Source organism: Arthrobacter sp. Soil761, assembly GCF_001428325.1.
In the GTDB taxonomy this organism is placed as follows: domain Bacteria; phylum Actinomycetota; class Actinomycetes; order Actinomycetales; family Micrococcaceae; genus Arthrobacter.
This window is the reverse complement of the sequence record NZ_LMSF01000008.1, coordinates 22,221-45,840: the sequence shown is the minus strand read 5'-3', so window position 1 is coordinate 45,840 and position 23,620 is coordinate 22,221. Positions and strand designations below refer to the sequence as shown.

The following is a 23,620-nucleotide window of genomic DNA, read 5'->3' as shown; positions in this document are numbered from 1 at the left end:
CAGTTCCGCAGCCGTTGCCAAACTGTGGCGCTTCCGCCCGGCCCGGCCCCGGGCGGAAGTAAGCTCGGCTGATAAAATGGCCGGGTTGCAGGGCGGCCATTTGAAGCTGGGGCGAGCAGTGCCGTAACAAGTCAGGGGACCACACAAACATGACGGCAGGCGGGTCACACCTCAGGATGTCGGAGAGCCGGCCGGGCACACCGGCCGGGGTTTCCGTGCCCGCCAAAGGCCGTGCCTACCTGGCAACCCTCGAAGGCTTTGTCGGCGCCCTCATGATGTTCGTCGGTTCCATCGGAACGGGCTGGATCGCCAACGGGTCGCCCATGATCCGGCAACCGGTGGTGATCGCACTCCGTACCGAAGGCTGGGGCGTGGCGGTATCCACCGTGCTGCTGACGGCCGGTGCCATGCTCCTGATGCGCTCCTGGCTTCGCCTGGGCCAGAGGCTGGGGGACTGGGGACAATCCTCCCTGCGGTCCGTGGTGGTGGCCATATCCGCCTGGTCCCTGCCGCTCTTGTTCTGCGTTCCGGTCTTCTCCAGGGACGTCTACGCCTATACGGGGCAGGGCCGCCTGGTCCAGGAAGGCCAGAACCCGTATGAGGTGGGCATTTCCACCCTCAACAACTGGTTCTCCCTGGGGGCCGACCCCGCCTGGGCGGAAAACCGGACCCCGTACGGACCGTACTTCCTGTGGCTGGCGCGCGCGGTGGTGGGACTGACAGGAGCCCAGCCTGACGCGTCCGTCCTGCTGTTCCGCCTCCTGGCCGGCGTCGGCGTGCTGCTCTGCGTCATCTACGTGCCCAGGCTCGCCGAACTGCACGGGATCAACGGTGCCCGCGCGCTCTGGATCTCCGTGGCCAACCCGTTGTTCCTCATCAGCTTCGTCGCCAGTGCCCACAATGACGCCCTGATGGTGGGGCTCGCCGTCGCCGGCGTTTACCTGGCCGCCACCCGCCGCTACCTCCTGGGCGTCCTCCTGGTCACCGCCTCCATCGGCATCAAGCCCATCACCGTCCTGCTGCTGCCGTTCATCGGTGTGATGTGGGCGGGGCCCGCTGCGTCCTGGCCGCGCAAATTCCTGATGTGGGGTGCCACGGCGGGCATCAGCTTCGGCGTGCTGGCCCTGAGCGGCATCCCCTACAACCTCGGCATCGGCTGGACGTGGGCCATCATGGACCCCACCCCCGGCTACACGGGCTACTCGCCGTCGGGCTTCCTGGGCCAGCAGGTGGAGATGCTGGCCAACGCCCTGGGACTGCCCGGCGGAACGCTGGCCACCTGGCTGCGGACCGCCATGAAGTGGGCGGCGATCGCCCTGGTCCTGCTGCTGATGTTCCGCGGCGACTACTCGCGGGCGGTGCGGCGGATGGCCCTGGCGTTCACCGCCGTCGTGATGCTCTCACCCATCATCCAGCCCTGGTACATCCTGTGGTTCCTGCCGTTCCTGGCGGTCACGGGAATCCGGGACGACTGGCAGATCCGCTCGCTGTACGTGGGCGTGACGTTCTTTGTGGTATTCGGCGCCCAGGACCAGCTTTCGGTCTGGTCCTTCGTGGAACTGCCCATCGACGCCTCGTCCCTGGCCTTCTTTACGGCCCTGGCCTTCACCTTCTACCTGCTGGTCCTGGACGTCCATACCCGCAAGCTGCTCATCGAGGGCAAGCCGCTGGACGTTGCCCGGCGGGCCTGGCGGTGGGTGGCGGAGCGCCGGGCCGCGCGCCAGGCTGAGGCCCGTGCCGCCGTCGACCGGTCGTCCGGGGGCAGCTAGGCTCCGGCCGGCACCTGGGCTGACGTTTTCCGGCCCAACTCCGCGGTGCGCTTCACCGACCACCACAGCAGGACCACCAGGAGCACGTTGCGGGTGGTCAGGATGGCTGCCATGACGGGGTGCGCATGGATGAGCGGGGTGTAGAACAGCGGGTAGATCACGAACGTTGTCATGGCAATGCCCATCAGCAGGGCGGCCGGGACCTTCCAGCGCTCCCAGTCATGCGCCAGGCCGGCGATGATCACCGGTGCCAGCCAGATGATGAACTGCGGCGAGCCCACCTTGTTGAACACGATGAAGGCGGTAACCATCATGAGCGCGCCTTCGAGGAACAGTTCCTCGCGTTCGGCGCCGCGCCGCAGGGCGCGGACCAGAAGGATGGCCGCGGTGACGGCCGCAAGGACCAGCAGCGGCTGCATCAGGAATGCGGCGGTGCCGGCACCGGGGCCGTAGACCTCGGTGGAATTGATGGCGGTGTTGTCGGCCATCCGTGAACCGGCGATGTGGAAAACGCTCAGCCACACCCAGGGCGTGGAGAAGGTGGCCTCAAGCTGCATTCCGCGCTCGCCCTGGTTCAGGAGGAAGTCCATGATGTGCGGCAGCCCGCCGGTCAGCCACGTGCCCAGGCCCACCACCGCGGTGACGGCGGCGCCGGCGAGGACCACCTGGATCCGCTTGTGGCTGGCGATGACGATCGGGACCAGGACGGCTGCGGGCCAGACCTTGATCCAGGTGGCGATGCTGAGCAGGACGCCGGCCACGACGGGCCGTTCAGCGGCATAGAGCAGGGCGATCAGCACGATCGGCGCCGTGATGCCCTCCACCCTGGCGAAGCTCAGGTAGCCCATGAACACCGTGAAGAACAACCACCACCAGGCGGGGGCAATGCCCGTGACCTTCCGCGGGCCACGGGTGAGGTAGACCAGGCCGACGGCGTTGAGCGCCGTGATGATCAGGAACCACACCAGCAGGTAGAGGCCTGGCCCGGCGATGTTGGCCAGGAAGATGGGGATCTGAGCCAGCACCGGGTAGACCCAGGGGCTGATCTTCCCGGTCAGGTCCGCCGGGTTGTAGCCGTCCAGGGCCCACTGCCGGTACTGCTCGGTGTCGCTGAACGTATCGCCGTTCAGGAAAAAGGATGCCATCCAGCCCAGGAAGTACAGATGGACGACGGCGAAGCCCCACCAGACGCTGGATGGGCGGGCGAACCAGTCCACCACTTTTGCCGGGAGCAGTCTGGTGCGGACGGTCACCAGGCGGTCAAAGAACCTCGTGGAAATGTCAGGTCTCCTTGAGCGCGGGGGCGGGGGCTGCGGTCTTCTTGCCCAGCGTGTAGAGGCGCCGGACGCTCCACAGGAACAGGACCACCAGCAGGACGTTGCGGATTGTCAGTACCAGGGCCATCCAGGGGTTGTTGTGGCTCAGGGCGTCGTAGAAGAGCGGGTAGATGAAGTAGGTTGCCACGGCGATGGCGATCAGCATTGCCGCCGGAACCCGCCATTCACGCCAGCTGTGCGCCAGGCCCACCGCGACGGCGGGGCCGAGCCACACCATGAACTGCGGCGAACCCACCTTGTTGAAAACCACGAACGCGGTGGCCAGGGTCAGGGCCCCGGCCAGGAGCAGCTCGGTGCGGTCCACGCCGCCGGCCACCTTGTGCTGCTTTCCGTTGTGGAGCGCCCAGAAGGTCAACCCGGCCACCAGGAGTGCCGCCAGCACCAGGAGGGGCTGCATCAGCACGGACATGGTGGCGGTGCCCGGGCCGTCCACCTGCATGGAGTTGATGTCCGTGTTCATGTACATGCGCGAGCCGCCGACGTTCAGGACGGAGAGCCAAAGCCAGGGGGTGGTGAAGGTGGCCTCGAGCTGCATGCCGCGGTCGCCCTGCTGGGTGAGGAAGTTCAGGAGCTTGGGGACGCTGCCCAGGGCTGCCGCCAGCGCCACCACGCCCGCCGTCGTCGCGATTCCTGCCAGCACCACCAGCAGGCGGTTCTTTACGACGGCGAAAAGGGCCAGCATGATGGCCGCCGGCCAGACCTTCACCCAGGTGCCGACGGCCAGCAGGACCGAGGCGACGAACGGGCGCTGGACGCCGTAGGCCAGGGCCACAAGGACCAGCGGGGCGGTGAGGCCGTCCACACGGGCGAAGCCCAGCCAGCCCATCAGGAAGGTGAAGGCCAGCCACCACCAGCCGGCGGGGATGGCGCGGGTGTTGCGGCCCCGCCCGGTGAGCTTGAGCAGGGCCCACGCGTTCAGGAGCGTGGTCATGAGGACCCAGAGGAAGAAGAACGGTCCCGGTCCCGCCAGGCCTGCGATGGCCATGGGGATGAGCGCCAGGATGGGGTACACCCACGGGCTGGGGCCGCCCCGGAGGTTCGCGTCGTTGAATCCCGCCATGGCCCAGTCACGGTAGATGAAGGTGTCGCTGAACGCCTCGCCGCGAAGGGAGAGGGAAGCGGCGAAGACCAGGAAGACAAGGTGCACCACGATGAATCCCGCCAGCAGGCCGCCCCCGGTGTTCAACCGGCTCCGCACCGGGGTGGGGAGGATGACGTTGCGGATCCTGGTGAGATTGCCGAAGAGAGCGTCGGTGGAAATGGCGGATCCTTGTCAGGTCGTGGCACACGTGTGGTGTCGTGCTGGTGGCTTGGTTCTGCCGCAGGGCTGGGTCAGGGGCAGCGGAGCCGTTCGGAAACAGCTTCCACTCCTGTCCAACTCTAATTCACGGTGCTTTAGCGCCCGTAATTGCTGAGGCAGGCTCGAGCCGTCACGCCTTGACCTGCGGCGACTTATTACTTGATTTTTCAAGTTGCTGGTGATCCATCCCTCGGGCATTATGAGCTGGGCACAAAGGTTCCCAAACTTCGCCTGCAGCCTTGGGGAGCGCAGGTGTTGGATATCACCCCCTACCCCCAACACACAAAGGCTAGACCCATGAACTTCCCGCTGACCCTCACCGTGTCCGACCGCCAGAGCATGGACCGCGAGCTCGACGCCGCCGTCGCTGCCGCCAAGGCCCACGCCCTGGACGGCAAGAGCCACGGCATCCTCGTTACCCGGCACGGCGCGAACAAGTTCACCGTTGCCCTCAGCGACGCGGTTCCCTTCGGCCTTACCCGCGAACACCAGGCCTGGTAGGTCCTGGCCTGGCGTTGGCGCCACAGGATCTTGACGCCAACGCCTGGTGCCTTGCCGGGCTGTCCTTTTCTGCTGACGCTCGGATTTTTTACCTGACGGACTCTTCGGCCGCCGGCGGCACCTTCCCGCGGGAGCGTGCCCGCCGGCTGCGCCACAGCGGCTCCAGGGCGTCGAGCTCCTCCGGGGTGGCGTTCCGGAAGGGCGGGTCCGCGGGAAGGTGCGGTTCCTGCCGGCCCGTGCGCCGGGTGGCGATGAGGCTCGCGCCGACGGAAATGCCCAAAATGGCGGTGATGACGGCGAGGGAGACCGGCGTCGGAATGTAGTAGACGTCGATCTTGAGCGCCATCTTGATGCCCACCCAGATCAGCACCAGGGCCAGGCCCGTCTTCAGGTATACGAAGCGGTGGATGAGGTCCGCCAGCAGGAAGTACATGGCGCGCAGGCCGAGGATCGCGAACGCGTTGGCCGTGAACACCAGGAAGACCTCGTCCGTGACCGCGAAGATGGCCGGGATGGAGTCGACGGCGAAGATGATGTCCGTGACTTCAACCAGCACCAGGACCGCCAGCAGGGGAGTGGCGAGCAGTGCACCGCCCTTCCGGATGAGGAAGCGCTGGCCATGGAAGGCGTCCGTCATGGGCACGTGCCGGCGGAACAGCTTCAATGCCCGCGACTTCCCGGGGTCGATGTGCTCGTCACGCTGCCTGAGCATCCGGTAGCCGGTGAAGAGCAGGAATGCCGCGAACAGGTAGAGGACCCACCCGGCGCTGGCGATGATCGCCGAGCCCGCGGCGATGAACAGGCCGCGAAACACCAGCGCCCCCAGGACACCGAAGAAGAGCACGCGGTGCTGGTACTCGCGGGGAACGGCGAAGAACGTAAAGATGATCGCCCAGACAAAGACGTTGTCCACGGCGAGCGACTTCTCGATGAGGTATCCGGCGAAGTACTGCTGGCCGAACTCCGCGCCGTACAGGAACCACACCAGTGCGCCGAATGCAACGCCGAACAGCACCCAGATCCCGGACCAGGCTGCGGCCTCGCGGACGCTGATGACATGGGCGTGGCGGTGGGCCACGAGGTCGACGACAAGCATGAGGAGGATGAATCCGATGACGGCGAACCACATCCAGAGGGGAACGTTCATGGGGCACCTGCTTCCAGTCAGTGACAACCAACTGGAGGTCTCTCCCGGCCGTCATGCGGCCCGCCCACCGGAAGGCTCAGGGGCCTCCGTACTGACGATGGACTGTGAAGTGGGGATACTCCCCTCCGTATGAATAATTTACAGAATCCTGGAGACGTTGGGTAGGTATGGAGAACACCAAACCTGGACCGGAAGGCGGATTCGATGGATACGAAACCCAAGGTGGCTGTGCTGGGGACGGGAATCATGGGGGCGGCCATGGCGCGCAACCTCCTGCGCGCCGGCCATGAGGTCTCGGTGTGGAACCGGGACGCGGCCAAAGCGGAACGGCTGGCCGCGGACGGTGCCCGGCATGCCGCTGCCCCCGCCGAAGCTGTCGAGGCAGCCGACGTGGTCCTGACCATGCTCCACGACGTTGCCGCGGTGGAGCAGGTCATCCGGAGTGCCGCACCCGGCGTCCGGCGGGGCACAACGTGGGTCCAGTCCACAACGGTTGGGGTGCAGGACGCGGCCGCTTTGGCCGCACTGGCCGGCGAACTTGGCCTGGACCTGGTGGAGGCGCCCGTTTCCGGAACGCGCGCCCCCGCAGAAGCCGGCCAGCTTCTGGTCCTCGCCGCCGCTCCCGAAGCAGTGCGCCAACGCGTGGGGCCGGTCCTCGATGCCATTGGCGCCCGCACCATCTGGACAGGCGACGACCCGTCCAAGGGTTCCGCGGCCCGCCTCAAGCTGGTGGTCAACAGCTGGGTCATCGCGGCGTCCAACGCCGCCGGCGAAGTGGTTGCCCTTGCCCAGGCGCTGGGCGTCGATCCGCAGCAGTTCCTCGACGTGCTCGACGGCGGCCCGCTTGACCTGCCCTATCTCCGCCTGAAGATGGACCTCATCCTCAACGACCAGCTGGAGCCTGCCTCCTTCGCCGTGGACACCGCGCGCAAGGATGCCCACCTCATTGTGGATGCCGCCGTCGAGCATGGCCTGACCCTTGACGGCGCCGTTGCCTCCACAGCCCGGCTGGACCGGGTGGCCGGCCAGGGCCGCGGCAGGCAGGATATGGCAGCGGCCTACTACGCCAGCCGGTAGCAGGACCCCGCTCATCCTGGCGCGGACCGTTCGGGATAGCGCTTGCCCATTGACGTAACCGGCATCACCTCCTATATTGTATGAATCGATTCAAAGAGCTGCCGCTCCAGTCCATGACGGACTGCGGCGGCGCAGACACCACCACGAACATCGGCTGAATTCCAGCGGTTCCGGTTCCTTGCCAATGAAGACGAAGGACATAAGCACATGAGCACCACCCCAACCCGCGTGGCCCTCCCCAGCCAGGGTGCCGGCACCGGTTCGCGGGACCCCAGGAAAGCGGCGATGAGCGGCTGGATTGGAAGCGCCCTGGAGTACTACGACTTCGCGCTGTACTCGCTGGCCGCGACCCTGATCTTCCCCACCATCTTCTTTCCCTCGGAAAACCCCACAGTCGGCATTATCGCCTCCCTGGCAACGTATGCCGTGGGCTATGTCTCCCGTCCGGTAGGCGCGGTTGTCCTGGGGGCGTACGGTGACCGGCACGGCCGCAAGAAGGTGCTCGTCTTCGCGATGCTGCTCATGGGCTTTGCCACCTTCGCCGTCGGGCTCCTGCCCACCTATGGGCAGGTGGGCCTCCTGGCGCCCGCCCTCCTGGTGCTCCTTCGCCTGATCCAGGGCTTTGCGGTGGCCGGCGAGCTCGGCGGCGCCAGCGCGATGATCGTTGAACACTCTCCCGATGCACGGCGCGGATTCTTTGCCAGCTTCAGCCTCCAGGGCACCCAGGTGGGCTCGATCCTGGCCACCGCCGTCCTGCTCCCGCTCGCGGCAGTCCTCCCCGCCGACCAGTTCGGCACCTGGGGCTGGCGCATCCCCTTCCTGCTCAGCGCCGTCGTGATCCTGGCCGGCTACTTCATCCGCCGCCGGGTCCAGGAACCGCCCGCCTACGCAGCACAGTCCGGCAAGCCCGAAACCAAGCGCTTCCCGCTCGTCGAACTCCTGCGAACGCGGCCGGGCGTCCTGGTCCGCTGCATAGCGATGACCTTCACCAACGTGATCGGCATGGCCACCCTGATCTTCGGCGTATCCTTTGCCACCCAAAAGGGCTACGGCAACGGCTTCTCCAGCAGTGAGTTCCTGTGGGTGACACTCGTGGCCAACATTGCCGCCGTCATGACCATCCCGCTGTTCGGCGCGCTGTCCGACAGGATTGGCCGGCGGACGCTCATGGCTGCCGGCGGGGTGGCGGGCGGCCTCCTGGTGGGCGGATACCTGTGGGCCATTGAACAGGGGAGCCTGCCGCTGGTCTTCGTCTGCGTTGTGATCGTGCAGGGCATCTTCTTCCAGATGTGGAATGCCACCTTCGCCACGTTCTTCCAGGAGCAGTTCCCCATGCGGATCCGCGTGACCGGGTTCGCCGTTTCGCAGAACATCGGGCTCATGATTGCATCGTTCTTCCCCAGCATCTTCACGGCGATTGCCCCTCCGGGCTCCACCAACGTTCCGTTCACCATCGGACTGGCCACGCTGGGCATCTGCCTCATCTCCGCAGTGGCCACCCTGATGTCCCCGGACACCAAGGGCAAGTCACTCGAGGACCTCGAGGTGCAGAAGGTGGCACCTGCCGGTACCGCCGGCAAGTAGTCCAGCCGCAGTGCGTCCGGCCAGGGGCGCGCCACCGGGACAGGGGGAGGGGCAGTGGATGCTGCCCCCTCCCTGGTGTTTCCGTGACTCGGGACTACTTGTATAGATGTATACAAGTATGATGGCCGAGGAGGTAAATCATGGCCGAATCACCTGCCCGGAACACCGGGGCACACGTTGTCTACGCCGAGCTGAAACGGCGGATCCTGAGCCTTGAGCTCAAGCCGGGGGAGCGCATCTACGAGCCGGCAATGGCCTCGGCCCTGCAGGTGAGCCGCACACCGCTCCGGGAGGCCATCCGGCGGCTCATTTCGGAGAGCCTGCTGGAACAGCAGCCCACCGGAGGCGTGCTGGTGCCCGCGCTGGACGAGGCAGCCATTTCGGAACTCTACGAGGTCCGCGCAGCCATGGAGTCCCTCATGGCGCGCAATGCCTGCATGAAGGCAACGCCGGCTGACATCGAGGCCCTCGAAGGCATTCTTGAACGCAACGCGGCCATGGTGGCGTTCGCCGATGACGCGATGCAGCAGGGCATGGCACTGCACGCAAAGATCGCGGGCATTGCCGGGAACTCCTGGGCCCGCCGCTTCCACAACCAGATTTCAAGCCACATGGAACGGTACCGGCACTTCACCAACAGCACCCAGGAACGGCGCGACCAGGCCCTGGCCCAGCACCGCACCCTGGTGGCTGCCCTGGCCGGCGGCGACCCGGAGAAGGCAGCCAAGGTGGCGTTCGACCATGTCATGGGCGCCCGCGACGCCGCCGTCCAGGCCATGTCCGGCACCAGCGTCCCCGGCTCATGATCGGCGAGCTGGGCCGCCGCTCGGCCACTGCCCTCCTGGTCCACTCGGCGCTGATCCAGGCCGTCACCTTCCTGGTCCGGCCGGCGGCCACCTACCGCGCATTGGAGCTGGACGTTCCGGACTTCGCCCTGGGCCTGCTGGCTGCCAGTTATGCGGTGTTTCCGCTGCTGCTTGCCGTCCCCACGGGCACCCTGGTGGACCGCCTGGGTGAGCGGCGGCTCATGGCGATCGGGGCCGCCGTCGTCCTTTCCTGCTCTGCCTTCCTGCTGCTGTGGGGCTCGTCGATCGTGGCGCTGGTGGCGGGAACCGCGCTGCTTGGTGCCGGTCAAATGGCCTGCGTGGTGGGGCAGCAGGCCGTGGTGGCCAATAATGCTGCCTCGTCCCGGATGGACTCCGCGTTCGGCTACCTGACGTTCGCCGCCTCCCTGGGGCAGGCCCTCGGACCGCTGGCGATTGCGCTGGTGGGCGGCGCCTCGGTCCGGCCCGACACCCAGGCGATCTTCCTGCTCTCGGTGGTCTTGAGCCTGGTGCTGTTCGCTGCCACGTTCGCCGTATCGACGCACGTCAGCGGCGGCAGGAAGAAGGGAGCGTCCGCTGGCAGCAGCGCCAGTGGCGTCTCACTGCTGAGGGCTCCCGGCGTGGCCCGGGCGCTGGCCACCAGCGCCACCGTCCTCGCCGTGGTGGACCTGACCGTGGTTTACCTGCCCGCGCTCGGCGCCGACCGCGGACTCACAGTGGCAACAGTGGGTGCCATGTTGACGGTACGCGCCGTGTTCTCCATGGTCTCCCGTCTCATGCTGGGCCGGGTGTCCCGGCGGATCGGCCGCATGAGGTTGCTGGTGGTGAGCCTGGCCCTGTCCACGCTTGCGCTGGCTGCGCTGGCAATCCCCATGCCCCTGTGGCTGCTGTTTGCCGTCATGGCATTGCTCGGGCTGGGGCTCGGCATCGGCCAGCCGCTGACCATGTCCTGGCTGTCGGCCCAGGCGCCGGCCGGGCAGCGGGGCAGGGCGCTGGCGCTGAGGCTCGCCGGCAACCGGGTGGGGCAGGTGGTCCTTCCGAGCGCCATCGGCGGCGTGGCGGCCGGGCTGGGGGCGGGTGGAGTCTTCCTTGCCTCGGCGGTTGTGGTGGGCGGGACGCTCCTGCTGCTCCGGGGCGTGCAGCTCGACTGACTGCGGATGCCCTCGCGTCACGCCGGGCATGCTTCGGAGGAATGGACGACGGCGGGACCCCGCGTTTCCGGGGCCACGGCCACCTCAGGTGGGCCGAAAGCGCGCCGTGCGTGACGCCGTCGTGTGCTTTCCCTGCCGGCCGTTTCCCCGGGTGCCGTCAGTAGACGGAGCCCTCAAGCAGTTCCGCCAACCTGGCTGCCGCCCGCTTCAGCTCCGGAACGCCCACCTTCAGCGTGTCCTCGGAGGCGGCCTCCACGGGGCTGGTCAGCGAAATTGATTCCGTTGGCTGTCCTGACCTCCTGGGCAGGGCTACAGCCACCGACAACACTCCTGAAGCGCGCTCGTCGGCTGAATACGCGTAGTCGGCAGCCGCCGCGGGCAGCCGCGACTGCAGCTCCCCGAGCGTGAAGGCCTTGCCTTCATGGCCCGCTCCGATGGCGGCCTCCACGGCCTCCTGCAGTTCCTCCACGGAGGCCGTTGCCAGCAGGATCTTTCCGGCCGCACCGGATGTCAGGGGCAGCCGCTTGCCCAGCGGGAGGTCATAGCGAAGCGGGGCCTCTCCATCCACCCGGGCCACCAGGATCCGTTCATAACCCAGGCGCGTGTAGAGGGAGGCGGTGAGGCCGGTCTGCGTCGCCAGCTGCTGGAGGACGGGCCGGGAAGAGACCACCAGGGGGTCGTTCTCCAGGTAGCTCCTGGCGGCCGGGAGGACGGCAGGGCCGATCCGGTAGGACTTGTCCGTCTGGCTCACCATCCCGAAATCCTGCAGGACCCGAAGGATCCTCAGTGTGGTGGGCAGGCTCATGCCGCAGTTCCGCGCAAGATCGCTGAGCCGCTGCGGGCGTTCCGCCCGCTGCAGTTCCGCGAAGACCTCCAAGGCCCGGGAAAGGGAGCGCATGTTCGAGGACTTGGGGCTGTCCTCCGTCGGGCTGCCTGAAGTGGAAGTCATCGCCATCATTTCATTCTATGTAAGTTTCTTGCGCTTGACAGCCGATGTGTCTGGTGTCACTATTTCTCAGTACGCAATATAGTTTCATTCTGTGAAACGCAATGACGCGCAGTGAAAAGGAAATCCATGACAACGGAGTCAGTCACGACGAAACCCGGAAGTCCCGTACGGGTGGCCCGCAGCGTGCTGGTAGGAATCGGTGCGTTCGCCGCCGTCGGCGTCTATATCCTGGCCAGCTCGATCGGCCTGGGACTCTGGACCTCCCTGGGCCCGGGCCCGGGCCTGTTCCCCTTCGCCATGGGCGCAGTCCTCGCCGCCATGGCCGTCCTCTGGCTGTTCCAGGAACTCCGCAACCCCAGCGAAACCGCAGCCGGCGTTGACCGGGGCCTGGTGATCGCCGTCGTTGCCAGCCTGGTAATCCTTGCGGCCGTCATGGACCTGCTTGGCTTCCAGCTGAGCATGTTCCTGTTCCTGCTGTACCACCTGAAACTTCGCGGGCGCAGGACCTGGAAGTCCTCGCTGATCATCGCGGTGGCCGGAAGCTTCGGAGCGTTCTATGCCTTCAACTACGGCCTGAACGTCGCGCTGCCGGTGTCCGCCCTTCCCTTCCTTAACGCGATCGGACTCTAGACGTGGATACCCTCAACGAACTGGTCAACGGCTTCGCGGCCGCCATGACCTGGCAGAACCTGCTGTTCGCCTTCCTCGGCTGCCTCCTGGGCACCATCATCGGCGTGCTGCCCGGCATCGGGCCCGTGGCAGGCGTCGCCCTGCTGATCTCGCTCACGCTGAACATGGACGCCACCGGGGCGATCATCATGCTGTGTGCCATCTTCTACGGCACCGCCTACGGGGGAACCATCACCAGCGTGCTGCTCAACACCCCCGGCGAAGCAGCATCAGCCATCACCACCATCGACGGCTACGCCATGACCAAGATGGGCAAGGCCGGCGCCGCGCTGACCATCGCCGCCGTCGGATCCTTCGTTGGCGGAACCATCGCCACCCTCGGCCTGGTGGCGGCAGCCAAGCCGCTGGGAGAACTGGGCCTGCTGGTCGGCCCGCCGGAATTCTTCGCCCTGATGGTGGTGGGCATCTCGCTCCTGGTGGCCCTGGCCGGGAAATCCATGGTCAAGGCCGTCATCTCCGGCGCCCTGGGCCTGCTGATCTCCATGGTGGGCATCGACCCCGTGGCCGGTGCTCCACGCTTCACCTTCGGCATGGACCGGCTCCTGGACGGCGTCAGCTTCGTGGCCGTCATCGTCGGAGTCTTCGGCCTCTCGGAACTCCTGTCCTACCGCAAGGGCGACCAGCCCGCGGCGGTGCACGCCCCCAACCTGCGCTCGCTGCTGCCCACCGCAACGGAGTGGCGGCGCAGCGCCCCGGCGATGGCCCGCGGCACCGGCATCGGCTTCGGCCTGGGGCTCATCCCCGGCATGACCGGGTCTGTGTCCTCGCTGCTGTCCTACGGGGCGGAAAAGAAGTTCTCCCGCCACCGCCACGAACTGGGCAGGGGTGCCATCGAAGGCGTGGCCGGACCCGAAACGGCCAACAATGCCCACGCCAACGCGGCCCTGATTCCGCTGTTCACGCTCGGCATCCCGGCCTCGCCCACCATCGCCGTGCTGATGGGCGCCTTCCTGCAGCAGGGCCTCACACCGGGACCCACCCTCTTCACCGAGAACTCCGAGATCGCCTGGGCCATCATCGCCAGCCTCTTCATCGGCAACCTGATCCTGCTCCTGCTCAACGTCCCGCTCGTGGGGCTCTGGACCTCCATCCTCCGTGTCCCGTCAACAATCCTGACGGCCCTGATCCTGCTCTTCATGGTCATCGGCGCCTACACCATCAACTTCAGCGTCTTCGATGTCTTCGTGATGATCGGCTTCGGGCTCCTGGGCCTCGCCCTCCGCCACCTGGACATCCCGCTGGCGCCCATGGTGCTGACCCTGGTCCTTGGTCCCCTGATGGAGCGGTCCCTCCGTGAGTCGCTGGAGATCTCCCAGGGCGACTTCGGCATCTTCACCAGCCGTCCCATTTCCGCGGTCCTGATCGGCATCGGCCTGCTGATTGTCATCAGCCCGCTGCTCAAGCTCCGCAAGCCCAAGGCTCTTACCGAAGACCCCGAAACCTAAACCCCACCCGCACCCCTGAACCCGCACCCCTGAACCCGCACCCCTTCAAAGGAGAAGACCTATGAAAACCCGCCTCCGCCTCACCGCCGCCCTTGCCGCGGCCTCCCTGATCGGCCTCACCGGCTGCGGCGCCAATGCCGGCGCCACCAACAACAATGCCGCCAGCGACTTCCCGAAAAAGGGCAAGTCCATCGACCTCGTGGTCGCGTTCGGTTCCGGCGGTGCCGTGGACACAGCCGCGCGGCTCATCCAGCCCGTTCTCGAGAAGGAACTCGGAACCAACGTCGAGGTCATCAACAAGCCCGGCGCCGGCGGCCAGATCGGCTACACCCAGCTCACCAGCGCCAAGCCGGACGGCTACACCATCGGCGCCACCGGCTCGCCGTCCGTGGTCGTCTCGCCCCTGGACCCGTCCCGCGGCGCCAAGTACACCCGGGACAGCTTCCAGCCCCTGGGCCGCCAGGTCATCGATCCCACAGTCATCGCCGTCCAGCCGGACAGCCCGTACCAGACGCTGAAGGACCTCCTGGAAGCGGTCAAGGCCAAGCCCAAGTCCATGACCGCCAGCACCACCGGGCTTCAGACCGGCGAGCACTTTGCCCTGGCCCAGATCCAGCAGGCCACGGGTTCCGAGTTCGCCCCGGTCCACTTCTCCGAAGGCGCGTCGCAGGGAACCACCGCGTTCCTCGGAAAGCACGTGGACGTGCTGGTGGCGAACGTCAGCGACGTGAACGACCTCACCAAGCAGGGCAAAGCGCGGGTGCTGGGCGTCATGTCCGCGGAACGCGCACCCTCCCTGCCGGAGATCCCCACCTTCAAGGAATCCGGCTATGACCTGACGGCGGGAACCGCCCGCGGCTACTCGGCCCCGGCCGGCCTGCCCGCGGATGTGGCCAAGAAGCTCGAGGCCGCCATCCAGAAGGCCATCGAGGACCCCACCGTGGTGCAGAAGATGAAGGACCTGGGCCTGCAGACCAGCTACCTCAACGGCGCCGACTACAAGACGTTCTGGGCCGGCCAGGAAGAGGACTTCAAGGAAGTCCTCCCGCTGGTCCAGAAAAAAGACTGACCCCCACTGCCCGGAACGGAAAGATCCATCATGACAACTCCTGCCATTGACGCCATCGGCGCTGACTTCACACGTCCCAGCAGCGACATCGTGGAAAGGCTCGGCAAGCTTCCCGCGGCCAATATCGGCGACGCCATGGACCGGCTTGGGGTGGCGGACTCCGCCATCCAGGCGGTCTGGCCGGGCGCAAAGCTCGCCGGCCCGGCGTTTACGGTGTGGACCCGCCCCGGAGACAACAAGGGCATCCACGCCGCCCTGCAGCTGGCCCGTCCCGGAGACGTCATCGTGGTGGCAGGGGGCGGCGATGAATCCCGCGCCCTGCTGGGCGAACTGATCGGGGAGCGCGCCATCAACCTTGGTGTCGCGGGATTCGCGCTGGACGGAGCAGCCCGCGACGCCGGGGCGCTGGCAGAGATTGGCATGCCCGTCTTTGCGAGGGCTACTTCGCCGGCCGGCCCCTACAAGGACGGTCCCTTCCGGCTGGGAACCGCCCTCGCGTTCGGCGGCGTCCCCGTCCTGCCCGGCGACGTCATCGTCGGCGACTCGGACGGCGTGGTGGTCATCCCCCGGGAACAGGCTGCCGCCGTCGCCGACGCCGCCGAAGCGGTCTTCGCGGACGAAACCAGCCGCCGCCAGGCCATCGTCGCCGCCCGCAACTGAACCTTCACCAAAGCCAAGAAAGAACAGAGCAAACCATGACAGCGTGCACCGTCATCGGCCTCGGCGAGGCCGGAGCCACCTACGCCGCGGCCCTGACCGTCGCCGGCCACACGGTTACCGGCTTCGATCCGGTGGCCCCCAGTACGCCGCAGGGAGTAACCCGGGCAGCAACAGCCGCCGAAGCATGCACCGGTGCAGACATCGTCCTGGTGATGACCGGTGCTGCCGCGGCCCGCAGCGTGGCAAAGGAGTGCCTTCCGGTCCTTGCCAGCGGCAGCGTCTACGCCGACTTCACGTCGTCCTCACCGGCTACCATGCAGGAACTGGGGCAGCTTCCCGGCAAGGCCGCCTTCGCCGATGTCGCCATCCTGGGACCGGTCGCGGCGTTGGGCGAGAAGACACCCCTGATGGTGAGTGGCCCCGGCGCCCAGGCCGTGGCCGACCTGCTGCGGCCGCTGGGAGTTGATGTTGAAATCACCGACGGCGGCCCGGGGGCGGCGATGGCGCACAAACTGCTGCGCAGCGTCCTGATGAAGGGCCTGGCATCTGTGGTGGTGGAAGCCGTGACGGCCGGCCGGGCGGCCGGCCTCGAGGAGTGGATCCGCGCCCAGATCGCCGGTCAGCTGGCCGGCGACGGGCAGGCCGTGATCGACCGGTTCCTGACGGGCACCGCCAAGCACGCCGTGCGCCGCTCCAAGGAGATGCAGGACACCGCAAGCTACCTCTCGGACCTGGGTGTCCCCGCCGAGATGACCAACGCCTCCGCCGCCGCGCTGGCCCGTATGGCGCAGACCTCGGAGCCGGCCTTGCGCTGACCGCGCAGTCAGGCACAATCAGGAACGGGTAATACACGTGACCACAACAACCGGCATCTTGCCGTCAGGAGCAGCATCATGATCGGCATTTGGGCACTCGGCGCCTACCTTGCCGTCATCCTGCTCTGGACCACGGCCTTCAAGCGGAGCGTGGGCGAAGCCATGATCCTTGGCTTCCTGGCCGTCCTTCCCTTCACCGGTGCCGCAGCAGCGGCAATCGGCTGGGACGCCCTGTACTCTGCCATCACCGACGAGATCGTGTACGCCACCATGGCGTTCGTCTTCATGGGCTACCTGCTGGACAAGGCCGGCGTGCTGGACCGGCTGATCGACCTGCTGAACTCCCTGATCGGCGGGGTCAAGGGCGGGCCGGCCTGGGTCTCCACGGTGGCCTCCGCAGGCCTCGGCGGCGTGGTCCACAACCAGGCGGCCATCGCCGCCACGGTGGGCTCGGTGACCATTCCCTGGATGGAGAAGTCCAGGCTGGACAAACCGTCAGCAGCCACGCTGGTGGCGGGGAACGCCGGCATGGGCATCACATTCCCGTTCAGCGCCTCGATGTTCGTCCTGGTCGGTTCCGCCACCGTGGGACCGCTGCTGGACATCAACGCACTGGTCCTGCCCCTGCTGTTCGGCGGACTGTGGTGCTTCCTGCACCGGCTGGTGGTCACTTGGCTGCTGGTCCGCAAGAGCGGGATGACCCCGCTGGACGCCGCGCACCGCCTGTCCGTCCGCTCGGCGTTCGGCCGCGGCTGGGCCACCCTGCTGCTGTTCGTCGTGGTGGCCGTCCCGCTGGTCATCACCACCGGCGCCATCGCCAAGAGCCTGTCGGAGTGGACGGGCGGGGACGTTACCAAGTCGGTCAGCGTCATCGTCTGGATCCCGGTGGTCCTCATCATCACCGGTCTCCTGCTGGGCAGGAAAACGCTGCCCCGCGACGGGCGCGGCTGGTGGGCGCTGCTCCGGGAATCCGCTCCGCGCTTTGGAATCGTGGGCGTCACCGTGGTGTTCGCCTTCGCCGGCGCCAACGCCCTGGCTGCCACCGGCCTGCCCAAGCAGATGACCTCGCTCCTGAACGGGATGAACCTGCCGCTGTGGCTGCTGGCCATCCTCATCGGCCTGATCGTCATCGCGGTGGCGGCCCCGCTGTCCGCCACCGCCACCATGGCCGCCGTGGGGACGGTGGGAGTGGCCATCCTGGTGGCCGCCGGGGTTCCGGCCACCACCGCGGCCGTGGCCGTGCTGGTGTTCTCGTCCTGCGAAGCGGCGGTCCCGCCCGGCGGCGCCCCGCTGTACGTGGCCTGCGGCATCGCTGACGTGGACCCGCTCAAGACCTTTGCCCGCCTGCTGACCCATTACGCCCTGCCGCTGCTGGGCATCGGCGTCCTGATCATCCTCGGCATCCTGCCAATCTAGGAAACATTCCATGAACACCATCCGAAGGGCCATCGAAGTCGTCTTCGTCCTGACGCTCGCCGCACTCCTGGGCGGGGGCATCCTGTTCGTCCTCGGCCAGGCCATTGGCCTGGTTGCGGGGCAGGCCCAGTGGCTCACCCTGCTCAATGACGCCATCAAGACACCCATCTGCATCGCTGCATCCGTCTGCGCCGTTGCCGGGTTCCTGCTCAGCTACAAGCGCCGCCAGCCCCAGGAGCAGCACCAGAAGGCCGGTGCACGGTGAATGCCGCTGAAGGAATATATCCGGATTTTGAAGGTCTGCTGCAAAGGGAGGGCCGCCTGGCCGGCACCTCCTGGGGCCTCTTTCCGCACCAGAGCCGCGGGACGCCGTCGTTCATTACACCCCAAGGTGTGCTGGATGCCCGGCAGTGCATCCGCACCGGAACGGTGTTCGGCCTGGACTACCCGGCTGACGCCTTCGATCCCGGGATGTCCCTCAAGCGCGGCGCCCCGCGGCACACCATCTACTCCTCGCACCCGGCGCACCGGGACGACTACCTGGACGGGTACTACCTTCAGGGGTCAACCCAGATTGACGGGCTCAGGCACCGCCGGGCCGATGATGTCGGTTTCTACAACGGCACCCCGGATGACCGGATCACCGAGGGCACCCCGGACCTCGGCATCCAGGAATGGGCGGAAAACCCGATTACCGGCAGGGGCGTGCTGGTGGACCTCGAGGGTCACCGGGACGAAGCAGGGGAGCCCATCGACCACGCGGGCGGGGAACCACTCACCCTGGACCTGGTGGAGTCCGCCTTGAAGGCCCGGTCCCTCAGCACCCAGCCCGGGGATATCCTCATGCTCCATACAGGCTGGTGCGAATGGTTTCTGGGTCTGTCCGCGGAGGACAAGCAGCGCATCCGCCAAAGCCGGAAGGCCTCAGGCATGGCGCAGTCCCGGGAGTTTACCGCCTGGGCGTGGGATAACCGCTTTGCCGTCCTCGCCGCCGACAACTTCGCCCTCGAGTGCCTGCCCGCGGTCCCGGACAGCCCCTACCGGCATTCGGCCGCCAACGACAACGGCATGATGCACCAGCAGCTCCTGGCCAAACTCGGCCTGCCACTCGGGGAACTATGGAAGCTGGGACCGCTCGCCCGGCATATGCGCAGCACCGGCAGATGGGACGCCTTCATCACCATTAAGCCGCTGAACATCACCGGGGGCACGGGCTCCCCGGCCAACGCCACCGCCATCACGTGACGTGAGGAAGGGGAGCCGCCGGACGCCCTCCTAGGGAAGCCGTGACGGCCGCAGCAGGCTCGCCCGGCCCGCCTGGGCCGGGTCCAGCGGCACCGGGCTGACCAGCACGGCCGGGCCCCGGTGCAGCAATCCGCTGGACAGGGCACGGCAGCGGATGCCGCCGCGGCCCCGCATGGCCGGGTGCGCCCCCGGTGCCAGCATCCCGTTCATCCACGCGCACGGTTGGGCGTGCCGGCCGCCATGGAACGAAACAGCCGAGCCGCCGGACTCCAGCGCAAAGTCCTGCCCCAGCAGGGGGGCCAGCTGAGCGCCGCGGAGCACCACGTTCCGCCGGGTCAGCAGGGGATTGAACGGCCCGGCGCCAAGCTCCGCGGCGATGGCCTCAAGGGATTCGACGGCGAACAGGGTCACCGCGGCGTCCATGTGGGCGGCCTTCCCGAAGAACCTGTCGCCCACGATGCCCTTGCCGGCCACCACCTCTGCCGTCTGCGCATCAGTGGTGGGAACGTCCGCCGCGCCGTCCCGGGCGCGTCCGAAATAGGCGTGCGCGGGCGACACCAGCAGGTGCAGGATCTCGACGTCATAGCGGTAGGTTTCGGGCATAGGCCCAGCGTAGGCCAGCGTTCAGCCACCCACGTACGTGGCCAGGTGCTGCCCGGTGAGCGTCCCCCGCCCGGCCACCAGCTCGGCCGGCGTGCCCTCGAAGACGATCCTGCCGCCGTCGTGCCCTGCGCCCGGACCGATGTCGATGATCCAGTCAGCATGCGCCATCACGGCCTGGTGGTGCTCGATGACGATAACCGACTTGCCGGAATCCACCAGCCGGTCCAGCAGGCCCAGGAGCTGTTCGACGTCGGCCAGGTGCAGGCCCACCGTTGGCTCGTCCAGGATGTAGGTGTCACCCGTCTCCGCCATCTGCGTGGCCAGCTTGAGCCGCTGGCGCTCGCCGCCGGACAGGGTGGTCAGCGGCTGGCCGAGGGTGATGTAGCCCAGGCCGACGTCCGCCAGGCGTTCGAGGACTTTGTGGGCGGCCGGGGTCTTTGCCTCGCCCCCGGCAAAATAGGCAAGGGCCGCGTCCACGGACATGTCCAGCACGTCGGCAATGTTCTGCCCGCCCAGCGTGTATTCGAGGACGGCGGGCTGGAAGCGGCGCCCCTCGCAGTCCTCGCAGGTGGACTCGACCGTGGCCATGACGCCCAGCTCGGTGAAGATCACGCCCGCGCCGTTACAGGTGGGGCAGGCGCCCTCGGAGTTGGAGCTGAACAGCGCCGGCTTCACGCCGTTGGCCTTGGCGAACGCCTTGCGGACGGGCTCCAGCAGCCCGGTGTAGGTGGCCGGGTTGCTGCGCCGGGATCCCTTGATGGCGCCCTGGTCGATCACGATCACGCCCTCGCGCCTGGCCAGTGAGCCGTGGATCAGCGAGCTCTTCCCGGACCCGGCCACGCCCGTCACCACGCACAGCACTCCCAGCGGGACGTCCACGTCCACGCTGCGCAGGTTGTTCGTCGAGGCCCCGCGGACTTCGAGTGCCCCGCTGCGTTCGCGGAACGAATCCTTCAGCCGGGCCCGGTCGTCCAGGTGGCGCCCGGTGATGGTGCCGCTGGAACGCAGCCCGTCGACGTCGCCCTCGTAGACAATCTCGCCGCCGCCGGTGCCGGCCTTGGGGCCGAGGTCGACGACGTGGTCGGCGATGGCGATCATCTCCGGCTTGTGCTCCACCACCAGGACGGTGTTGCCTTTGTCCCGAAGCTGCAGCAGGAGGGTGTTCATCCGCTCGATGTCGTGCGGGTGCAGGCCGATGCTGGGCTCGTCGAAGACGTAGGTGACATCGGTGAGGGAGGAACCCAGGTGGCGGATCATCTTGGTCCGCTGCGCCTCGCCGCCGGAGAGGGTGCCGGCCGGGCGGTCCAAGGAGAGGTAGCCCAGGCCGATTTCGGCGAAGGAATCGAGGAGGTCCCGCAGCCCGATGAGCAGGGGACGGACGGAGGGCTCGTCCAGGTCGCGGATCCACTGCGCCAGGTCGCTGATCTGCATGGTGCAGAGGTCCGCGATGTTCTTGCCGTTGATCCGTGCGTTGAGCACCTCCGGCGTGAGCCGCGTCCCCCCGCAGTCGGGGCAGGTGGCGAACGTGACCGCGCGTTCCACGAACCTCTTCACGTGCGGCTGCATGGCCTCCACGTCCTTGGAGAGCATGGACTTTTGGATTTTGGGGATGATGCCCTCGAACGTGAGGTTGACGCCCTCCACCTTGATCTTGGTGGGCTCGGCGTAAAGCATCGTCTCCAGCTGCTTCTTGGTGAACGTGGCGATGGGCTTGTCCATGGGCAGGCCCATGCCTTCGAACAGGCGCCCGTACCAGCCGTCCATGGAGTAGCCGGGGACGGTGAGCGCGCCTTCGGCGAGGGACTTCGACTCGTCGTAGAGGGCGGTCCGGTCAATGTCGCTGATGTTGCCCATGCCCTCACAGCGGGGGCACATGCCGCCCAGGTAGGTGACCTGGCGGACCACGTTCTTTTCCACCCGGCCGCCCTTTTCGGTGCTCATGATGCCGCTGGCCTTGCGGGTGGGAACGTTGAAGGAGAACGCGGTGGGCGGGCCGACGTAGGGTTTGCCCAAACGGCTGAACAGGATGCGCAGCATGGCGTTGGCGTCGGTGGCGGTGCCCACGGTGGAGCGCGGGTTGGCGCCCATCCGTTCCTGGTCCACGATGATGGCGGTGGTCAATCCCTCCAGCCGGTCCACGTCGGGGCGGGCCAGGTTGGGCATGAAGCCCTGTACGAACGCGCTATAGGTCTCGTTGATCATGCGCTGCGATTCGGCGGCGATGGTGGCGAAAACCAGGGAGCTTTTGCCTGAGCCGGACACACCGGTGAATGCCGTGAGCCGCCGCTTGGGCAGCTCAAGGCTGATGTCCTTGAGGTTGTTCTCCCGCGCCCCCTGGACGCGGATCAGGTCGTGGGTGTCGGCGATATGGGTCCCGGCTTTCGTGGCCATGCCCTCATCGGTGGTGATGTCCGTGCTCAAAATGTCCCCCTTCTCCTGGAGCGGCGCGGAGGGAGGCTGCGCTGGCAGCCTCCCGTCGGCGTCGTCCGTTATATACGTGACTGGTTATATGCCTAGGCCTGCTGGTTGATCCGGACCGTGTTTCCGGCGGGGTCGCGGAATGCGCAGTCGCGTATGCCGTACGGCTGGTCGATGGGCTCCTGGACGACGTCCGCCCCGGTCGCCTCCACTTTGGCGAACGCGGCATCCACGTCCGGGGAGGACAGGACGATGGTGGCGTAGGTGCCTTTGGCCATCATCTCCGTGATGGTGCGGCGCTCGTCGTCGGTGATGCCGGGGTCTACGGCCGGCGGGTGCAGGACGATGGAGACGTCCTTTTGGCCTGCGGGGCCAACGGTGATCCAGCGCATGGTGCCCTTGCCCACGTCGTTGCGGATTTCGAAGCCCAGGGCGTCGCGGTAGAACGCCAGCGAGGCGTCCGGATCGGTAGCGGGAAGGAAGGTTGAGGAAATGTTGATGTCCATGGCAGTCATGCTAGTAACGGCTCGGGGGCGGACGCTTCTCGATTCCTGACCGGTCTGGTGACCTGCTTCGCCACGCAGGCGGGGATGCCCGCCGTCGCGCTTTGCGCCTCCTGCTTGTAGATGCTGGGCGGCATCCCCACCAGTTCGCTGAAGCGGGTGCTGAAGGTTCCCAGCGAGGAACAGCCGACGGCGAAACACACGTCGGTGACGCTGAGGTCACCCATCCGGAGCAACGCCATGGCCCGTTCGATGCGGCGGGTCATGAGGTAGCTGTAGGGGGATTCGCCGTAGGCGAGTTTGAACCGCCGGCTGAAATGGCCCGCGGACATATGGACGTCCCTGGCGAGGGATTCGACGTCGAGCGGCTGGGCGTACTCCCGGTCCATGCGGTCCTTGACGCGCCTCAACTGGGTGAGTTCGCGGAGGTAGGGATCGGAAGCGGGACTGATGGTCACAGCTCTGATCGTGCTACGCGGGAGGGGTCTTGTCCACCCTTCGGGCGGTGGGGGATTCGGCGTCAAAGTGACCCTCGGCAGCGGGGTATGATTGTGCCGCTGCCAGCGCATGAGGTCCTCGCCCGAACAGGGCTCGAGGCAACGCAGAGCTGGCGAAACCAAACCCTGAATCACCATCTTCAGCCCTGCCCGGATACTGCGCAGGCACCACTTTGGAAGGACACCATGGAACTGCTGTGGGAAATTGCCGGCTGGGCAGGCGCTGTTGCGATTCTCAGTGCTTACCTTGCGGTTTCCATGGGCTGGCTGAAGGCAGGCAAGGGTTTCCAGATGGCCAACCTGTTCGGATCTGTTGCCTTCATCATCAACGGGACGCTGCACGGGGCATGGCCGTCCGTTGTTACCAATGTGGCGTGGTTCCTGATCTCTGCCGTTGCGCTGGTCCGCATGCGTTCCGAAAACCCAGCTGCTGCCGTCGAGCCGGCGCAGGTTCAGTATCCCGGTGTCCCCGACACCACCGGCCAGATGGCGGTTGTTGAGGCCTTGACCGGTTCCATGCCCGTTGTGGCTTCCAGGCCTGTTGGGGGTTCCGCCCCGGTTGGAGCGGACGGGCCGCGCCTGGCGTTGTAGGGTTCGACGGCGGCCCGCGCGTGGGGGCG

General features: G+C 67.0%; 23 protein-coding genes. 15 read left to right on the top strand and 8 right to left on the bottom strand.

Annotated elements, in window-relative coordinates:
- The first annotated feature begins 149 nt into the window (after window positions 1-149).
- The gene (mptB, locus tag ASG79_RS06730; RefSeq protein WP_144601407.1) at window positions 150-1,769 is read left to right on the top strand and encodes a polyprenol phosphomannose-dependent alpha 1,6 mannosyltransferase MptB; all 1,620 of its coding nucleotides are present in this window, start codon (window positions 150-152) and stop codon (window positions 1,767-1,769) included.
- Here the strand turns inward: mptB and ASG79_RS06725 are convergent.
- A complete protein-coding gene (locus ASG79_RS06725) occupies window positions 1,766-3,022 on the bottom strand; it encodes a glycosyltransferase 87 family protein (protein ID WP_056389578.1) in 1,257 nt (418 codons plus the stop codon). The two genes, mptB and ASG79_RS06725, sit on opposite strands and share 4 nt — an antisense overlap.
- Before the next feature lie 28 nt (window positions 3,023-3,050).
- Window positions 3,051-4,319: a glycosyltransferase family 87 protein gene (locus ASG79_RS06720; RefSeq protein ID WP_377204594.1), complete on the bottom strand. Its 1,269-nt coding sequence runs from the start codon at window positions 4,317-4,319 to the stop codon at window positions 3,051-3,053.
- A 384-nt stretch (window positions 4,320-4,703) separates the two neighbouring features.
- On the opposite strand from ASG79_RS06720, the gene ASG79_RS06715 reads away from it, so the two are divergent.
- A complete protein-coding gene (locus ASG79_RS06715) occupies window positions 4,704-4,907 on the top strand; it encodes a hypothetical protein (RefSeq protein WP_018770374.1) in 204 nt (67 codons plus the stop codon).
- Window positions 4,908-4,995: 88 nt separating this feature from the next.
- Here the strand turns inward: ASG79_RS06715 and ASG79_RS06710 are convergent, their stop codons facing one another.
- Window positions 4,996-6,054: a TerC family protein gene (locus ASG79_RS06710; RefSeq protein WP_056389572.1), complete on the bottom strand. Its 1,059-nt coding sequence runs from the start codon at window positions 6,052-6,054 to the stop codon at window positions 4,996-4,998.
- A 204-nt stretch (window positions 6,055-6,258) separates the two neighbouring features.
- Here ASG79_RS06710 and ASG79_RS06705 point away from each other — a divergent pair, with 204 nt between their 5' ends.
- The 4 genes from ASG79_RS06705 (at window position 6,259) to ASG79_RS06690 (ending at window position 10,690) form a co-directional block, all read left to right on the top strand.
- A complete protein-coding gene (locus ASG79_RS06705; RefSeq protein ID WP_056389569.1) occupies window positions 6,259-7,131 on the top strand; it encodes an NAD(P)-dependent oxidoreductase in 873 nt (290 codons plus the stop codon).
- Between the two features lie 207 nt (window positions 7,132-7,338).
- On the top strand, window positions 7,339-8,715 hold the full coding sequence (locus tag ASG79_RS06700; protein ID WP_056389566.1) for an MFS transporter: 1,377 nt from the start codon (window positions 7,339-7,341) through the stop codon (window positions 8,713-8,715).
- 140 nt (window positions 8,716-8,855) lie between these two features.
- On the top strand, window positions 8,856-9,521 hold the full coding sequence (locus ASG79_RS06695) for a GntR family transcriptional regulator (RefSeq protein ID WP_056389564.1): 666 nt from the start codon (window positions 8,856-8,858) through the stop codon (window positions 9,519-9,521).
- Window positions 9,518-10,690 carry an MFS transporter gene (locus ASG79_RS06690; RefSeq protein WP_056389561.1) on the top strand — a complete coding sequence of 391 codons (1,173 nt, stop codon included), beginning with the start codon at window positions 9,518-9,520 and terminating at the stop codon, window positions 10,688-10,690. The genes ASG79_RS06695 and ASG79_RS06690 overlap by 4 nt, the downstream gene beginning before the upstream one ends.
- A 157-nt stretch (window positions 10,691-10,847) precedes the next feature.
- Here ASG79_RS06690 and ASG79_RS06685 read toward each other — a convergent pair whose 3' ends face one another.
- Window positions 10,848-11,645: an IclR family transcriptional regulator gene (locus ASG79_RS06685; protein WP_377204593.1), complete on the bottom strand. Its 798-nt coding sequence runs from the start codon at window positions 11,643-11,645 to the stop codon at window positions 10,848-10,850.
- 120 nt (window positions 11,646-11,765) lie between these two features.
- On the opposite strand from ASG79_RS06685, the gene ASG79_RS06680 reads away from it, so the two are divergent.
- The 8 genes from ASG79_RS06680 to ASG79_RS06645 all read left to right on the top strand — a co-directional run bounded on the left by ASG79_RS06680 (window position 11,766) and on the right by ASG79_RS06645 (window position 18,979).
- Window positions 11,766-12,269, top strand: a complete 504-nt coding sequence (locus ASG79_RS06680; RefSeq protein WP_056389554.1) for a tripartite tricarboxylate transporter TctB family protein — start codon at window positions 11,766-11,768, stop codon at window positions 12,267-12,269.
- 2 nt (window positions 12,270-12,271) lie between these two features.
- A complete protein-coding gene (locus ASG79_RS06675) occupies window positions 12,272-13,774 on the top strand; it encodes a tripartite tricarboxylate transporter permease (protein ID WP_056389550.1) in 1,503 nt (500 codons plus the stop codon).
- Between the two features lie 61 nt (window positions 13,775-13,835).
- The gene (locus ASG79_RS06670; RefSeq protein ID WP_056389547.1) at window positions 13,836-14,843 is read left to right on the top strand and encodes a tripartite tricarboxylate transporter substrate binding protein; all 1,008 of its coding nucleotides are present in this window, start codon (window positions 13,836-13,838) and stop codon (window positions 14,841-14,843) included.
- A gap of 30 nt (window positions 14,844-14,873) precedes the next feature.
- Complete coding sequence (locus ASG79_RS06665) at window positions 14,874-15,503, top strand: methyltransferase (RefSeq protein ID WP_056389544.1); 630 nt, start codon at window positions 14,874-14,876, stop codon at window positions 15,501-15,503.
- A 35-nt stretch (window positions 15,504-15,538) separates the two neighbouring features.
- Entirely contained in the window at window positions 15,539-16,318 is a 780-nt protein-coding gene (locus ASG79_RS06660) for an NAD(P)-dependent oxidoreductase (RefSeq protein ID WP_056389539.1), read from the top strand.
- Between the two features lie 78 nt (window positions 16,319-16,396).
- A complete protein-coding gene (locus ASG79_RS06655; RefSeq protein ID WP_056389536.1) occupies window positions 16,397-17,734 on the top strand; it encodes a TRAP transporter large permease subunit in 1,338 nt (445 codons plus the stop codon).
- A gap of 10 nt (window positions 17,735-17,744) precedes the next feature.
- Window positions 17,745-17,999 carry a hypothetical protein gene (locus ASG79_RS06650; RefSeq protein ID WP_018770360.1) on the top strand — a complete coding sequence of 85 codons (255 nt, stop codon included), beginning with the start codon at window positions 17,745-17,747 and terminating at the stop codon, window positions 17,997-17,999.
- The gene (locus ASG79_RS06645; protein WP_056389532.1) at window positions 17,996-18,979 is read left to right on the top strand and encodes a cyclase family protein; all 984 of its coding nucleotides are present in this window, start codon (window positions 17,996-17,998) and stop codon (window positions 18,977-18,979) included. Before ASG79_RS06650 ends, ASG79_RS06645 begins: the two co-directional genes overlap by 4 nt.
- Before the next feature lie 30 nt (window positions 18,980-19,009).
- Here ASG79_RS06645 and ASG79_RS06640 read toward each other — a convergent pair whose 3' ends face one another.
- The 4 genes from ASG79_RS06640 to ASG79_RS06625 form a co-directional block, all read right to left on the bottom strand.
- Window positions 19,010-19,582 carry an MOSC domain-containing protein gene (locus tag ASG79_RS06640; RefSeq protein WP_056389528.1) on the bottom strand — a complete coding sequence of 191 codons (573 nt, stop codon included), beginning with the start codon at window positions 19,580-19,582 and terminating at the stop codon, window positions 19,010-19,012.
- 21 nt (window positions 19,583-19,603) lie between these two features.
- Window positions 19,604-22,003: an ATP-binding cassette domain-containing protein gene (locus ASG79_RS06635; RefSeq protein ID WP_056389525.1), complete on the bottom strand. Its 2,400-nt coding sequence runs from the start codon at window positions 22,001-22,003 to the stop codon at window positions 19,604-19,606.
- A 92-nt stretch (window positions 22,004-22,095) separates the two neighbouring features.
- A complete protein-coding gene (locus ASG79_RS06630) occupies window positions 22,096-22,515 on the bottom strand; it encodes a VOC family protein (RefSeq protein WP_018770356.1) in 420 nt (139 codons plus the stop codon).
- Window positions 22,512-22,961 (bottom strand): helix-turn-helix transcriptional regulator, encoded by a 450-nt coding sequence (locus tag ASG79_RS06625; RefSeq protein WP_056389522.1) that lies wholly within the window; start codon window positions 22,959-22,961, stop codon window positions 22,512-22,514. The genes ASG79_RS06630 and ASG79_RS06625 overlap by 4 nt, the downstream gene beginning before the upstream one ends.
- Before the next feature lie 225 nt (window positions 22,962-23,186).
- On the opposite strand from ASG79_RS06625, the gene ASG79_RS06620 reads away from it, so the two are divergent.
- Window positions 23,187-23,591 (top strand): CBU_0592 family membrane protein, encoded by a 405-nt coding sequence (locus ASG79_RS06620; RefSeq protein ID WP_056389521.1) that lies wholly within the window; start codon window positions 23,187-23,189, stop codon window positions 23,589-23,591.
- The last annotated feature ends 29 nt before the right edge of the window (window positions 23,592-23,620 follow it).

What these genes read in the sequence shown, in the direction of transcription:
- mptB (WP_144601407.1), top strand. Translation starts at nt 150, where the DNA reads ATGACGGCAGGCGGGTCACACCTCAGGATGTCGGAGAGCCGGCCGGGC.
- ASG79_RS06715 (WP_018770374.1), top strand. Translation starts at nt 4,704, where the DNA reads ATGAACTTCCCGCTGACCCTCACCGTGTCCGACCGCCAGAGCATGGAC.
- ASG79_RS06710 (WP_056389572.1), bottom strand. Translation starts at nt 6,054, where the DNA reads ATGAACGTTCCCCTCTGGATGTGGTTCGCCGTCATCGGATTCATCCTC.
- ASG79_RS06705 (WP_056389569.1), top strand. Translation starts at nt 6,259, where the DNA reads ATGGATACGAAACCCAAGGTGGCTGTGCTGGGGACGGGAATCATGGGG.
- ASG79_RS06700 (WP_056389566.1), top strand. Translation starts at nt 7,339, where the DNA reads ATGAGCACCACCCCAACCCGCGTGGCCCTCCCCAGCCAGGGTGCCGGC.
- ASG79_RS06695 (WP_056389564.1), top strand. Translation starts at nt 8,856, where the DNA reads ATGGCCGAATCACCTGCCCGGAACACCGGGGCACACGTTGTCTACGCC.
- ASG79_RS06690 (WP_056389561.1), top strand. Translation starts at nt 9,518, where the DNA reads ATGATCGGCGAGCTGGGCCGCCGCTCGGCCACTGCCCTCCTGGTCCAC.
- ASG79_RS06685 (WP_377204593.1), bottom strand. Translation starts at nt 11,645, where the DNA reads ATGGCGATGACTTCCACTTCAGGCAGCCCGACGGAGGACAGCCCCAAG.
- ASG79_RS06680 (WP_056389554.1), top strand. Translation starts at nt 11,766, where the DNA reads ATGACAACGGAGTCAGTCACGACGAAACCCGGAAGTCCCGTACGGGTG.
- ASG79_RS06670 (WP_056389547.1), top strand. Translation starts at nt 13,836, where the DNA reads ATGAAAACCCGCCTCCGCCTCACCGCCGCCCTTGCCGCGGCCTCCCTG.
- ASG79_RS06665 (WP_056389544.1), top strand. Translation starts at nt 14,874, where the DNA reads ATGACAACTCCTGCCATTGACGCCATCGGCGCTGACTTCACACGTCCC.
- ASG79_RS06660 (WP_056389539.1), top strand. Translation starts at nt 15,539, where the DNA reads ATGACAGCGTGCACCGTCATCGGCCTCGGCGAGGCCGGAGCCACCTAC.
- ASG79_RS06655 (WP_056389536.1), top strand. Translation starts at nt 16,397, where the DNA reads ATGATCGGCATTTGGGCACTCGGCGCCTACCTTGCCGTCATCCTGCTC.
- ASG79_RS06650 (WP_018770360.1), top strand. Translation starts at nt 17,745, where the DNA reads ATGAACACCATCCGAAGGGCCATCGAAGTCGTCTTCGTCCTGACGCTC.
- ASG79_RS06640 (WP_056389528.1), bottom strand. Translation starts at nt 19,582, where the DNA reads ATGCCCGAAACCTACCGCTATGACGTCGAGATCCTGCACCTGCTGGTG.
- ASG79_RS06630 (WP_018770356.1), bottom strand. Translation starts at nt 22,515, where the DNA reads ATGACTGCCATGGACATCAACATTTCCTCAACCTTCCTTCCCGCTACC.
- ASG79_RS06620 (WP_056389521.1), top strand. Translation starts at nt 23,187, where the DNA reads ATGGAACTGCTGTGGGAAATTGCCGGCTGGGCAGGCGCTGTTGCGATT.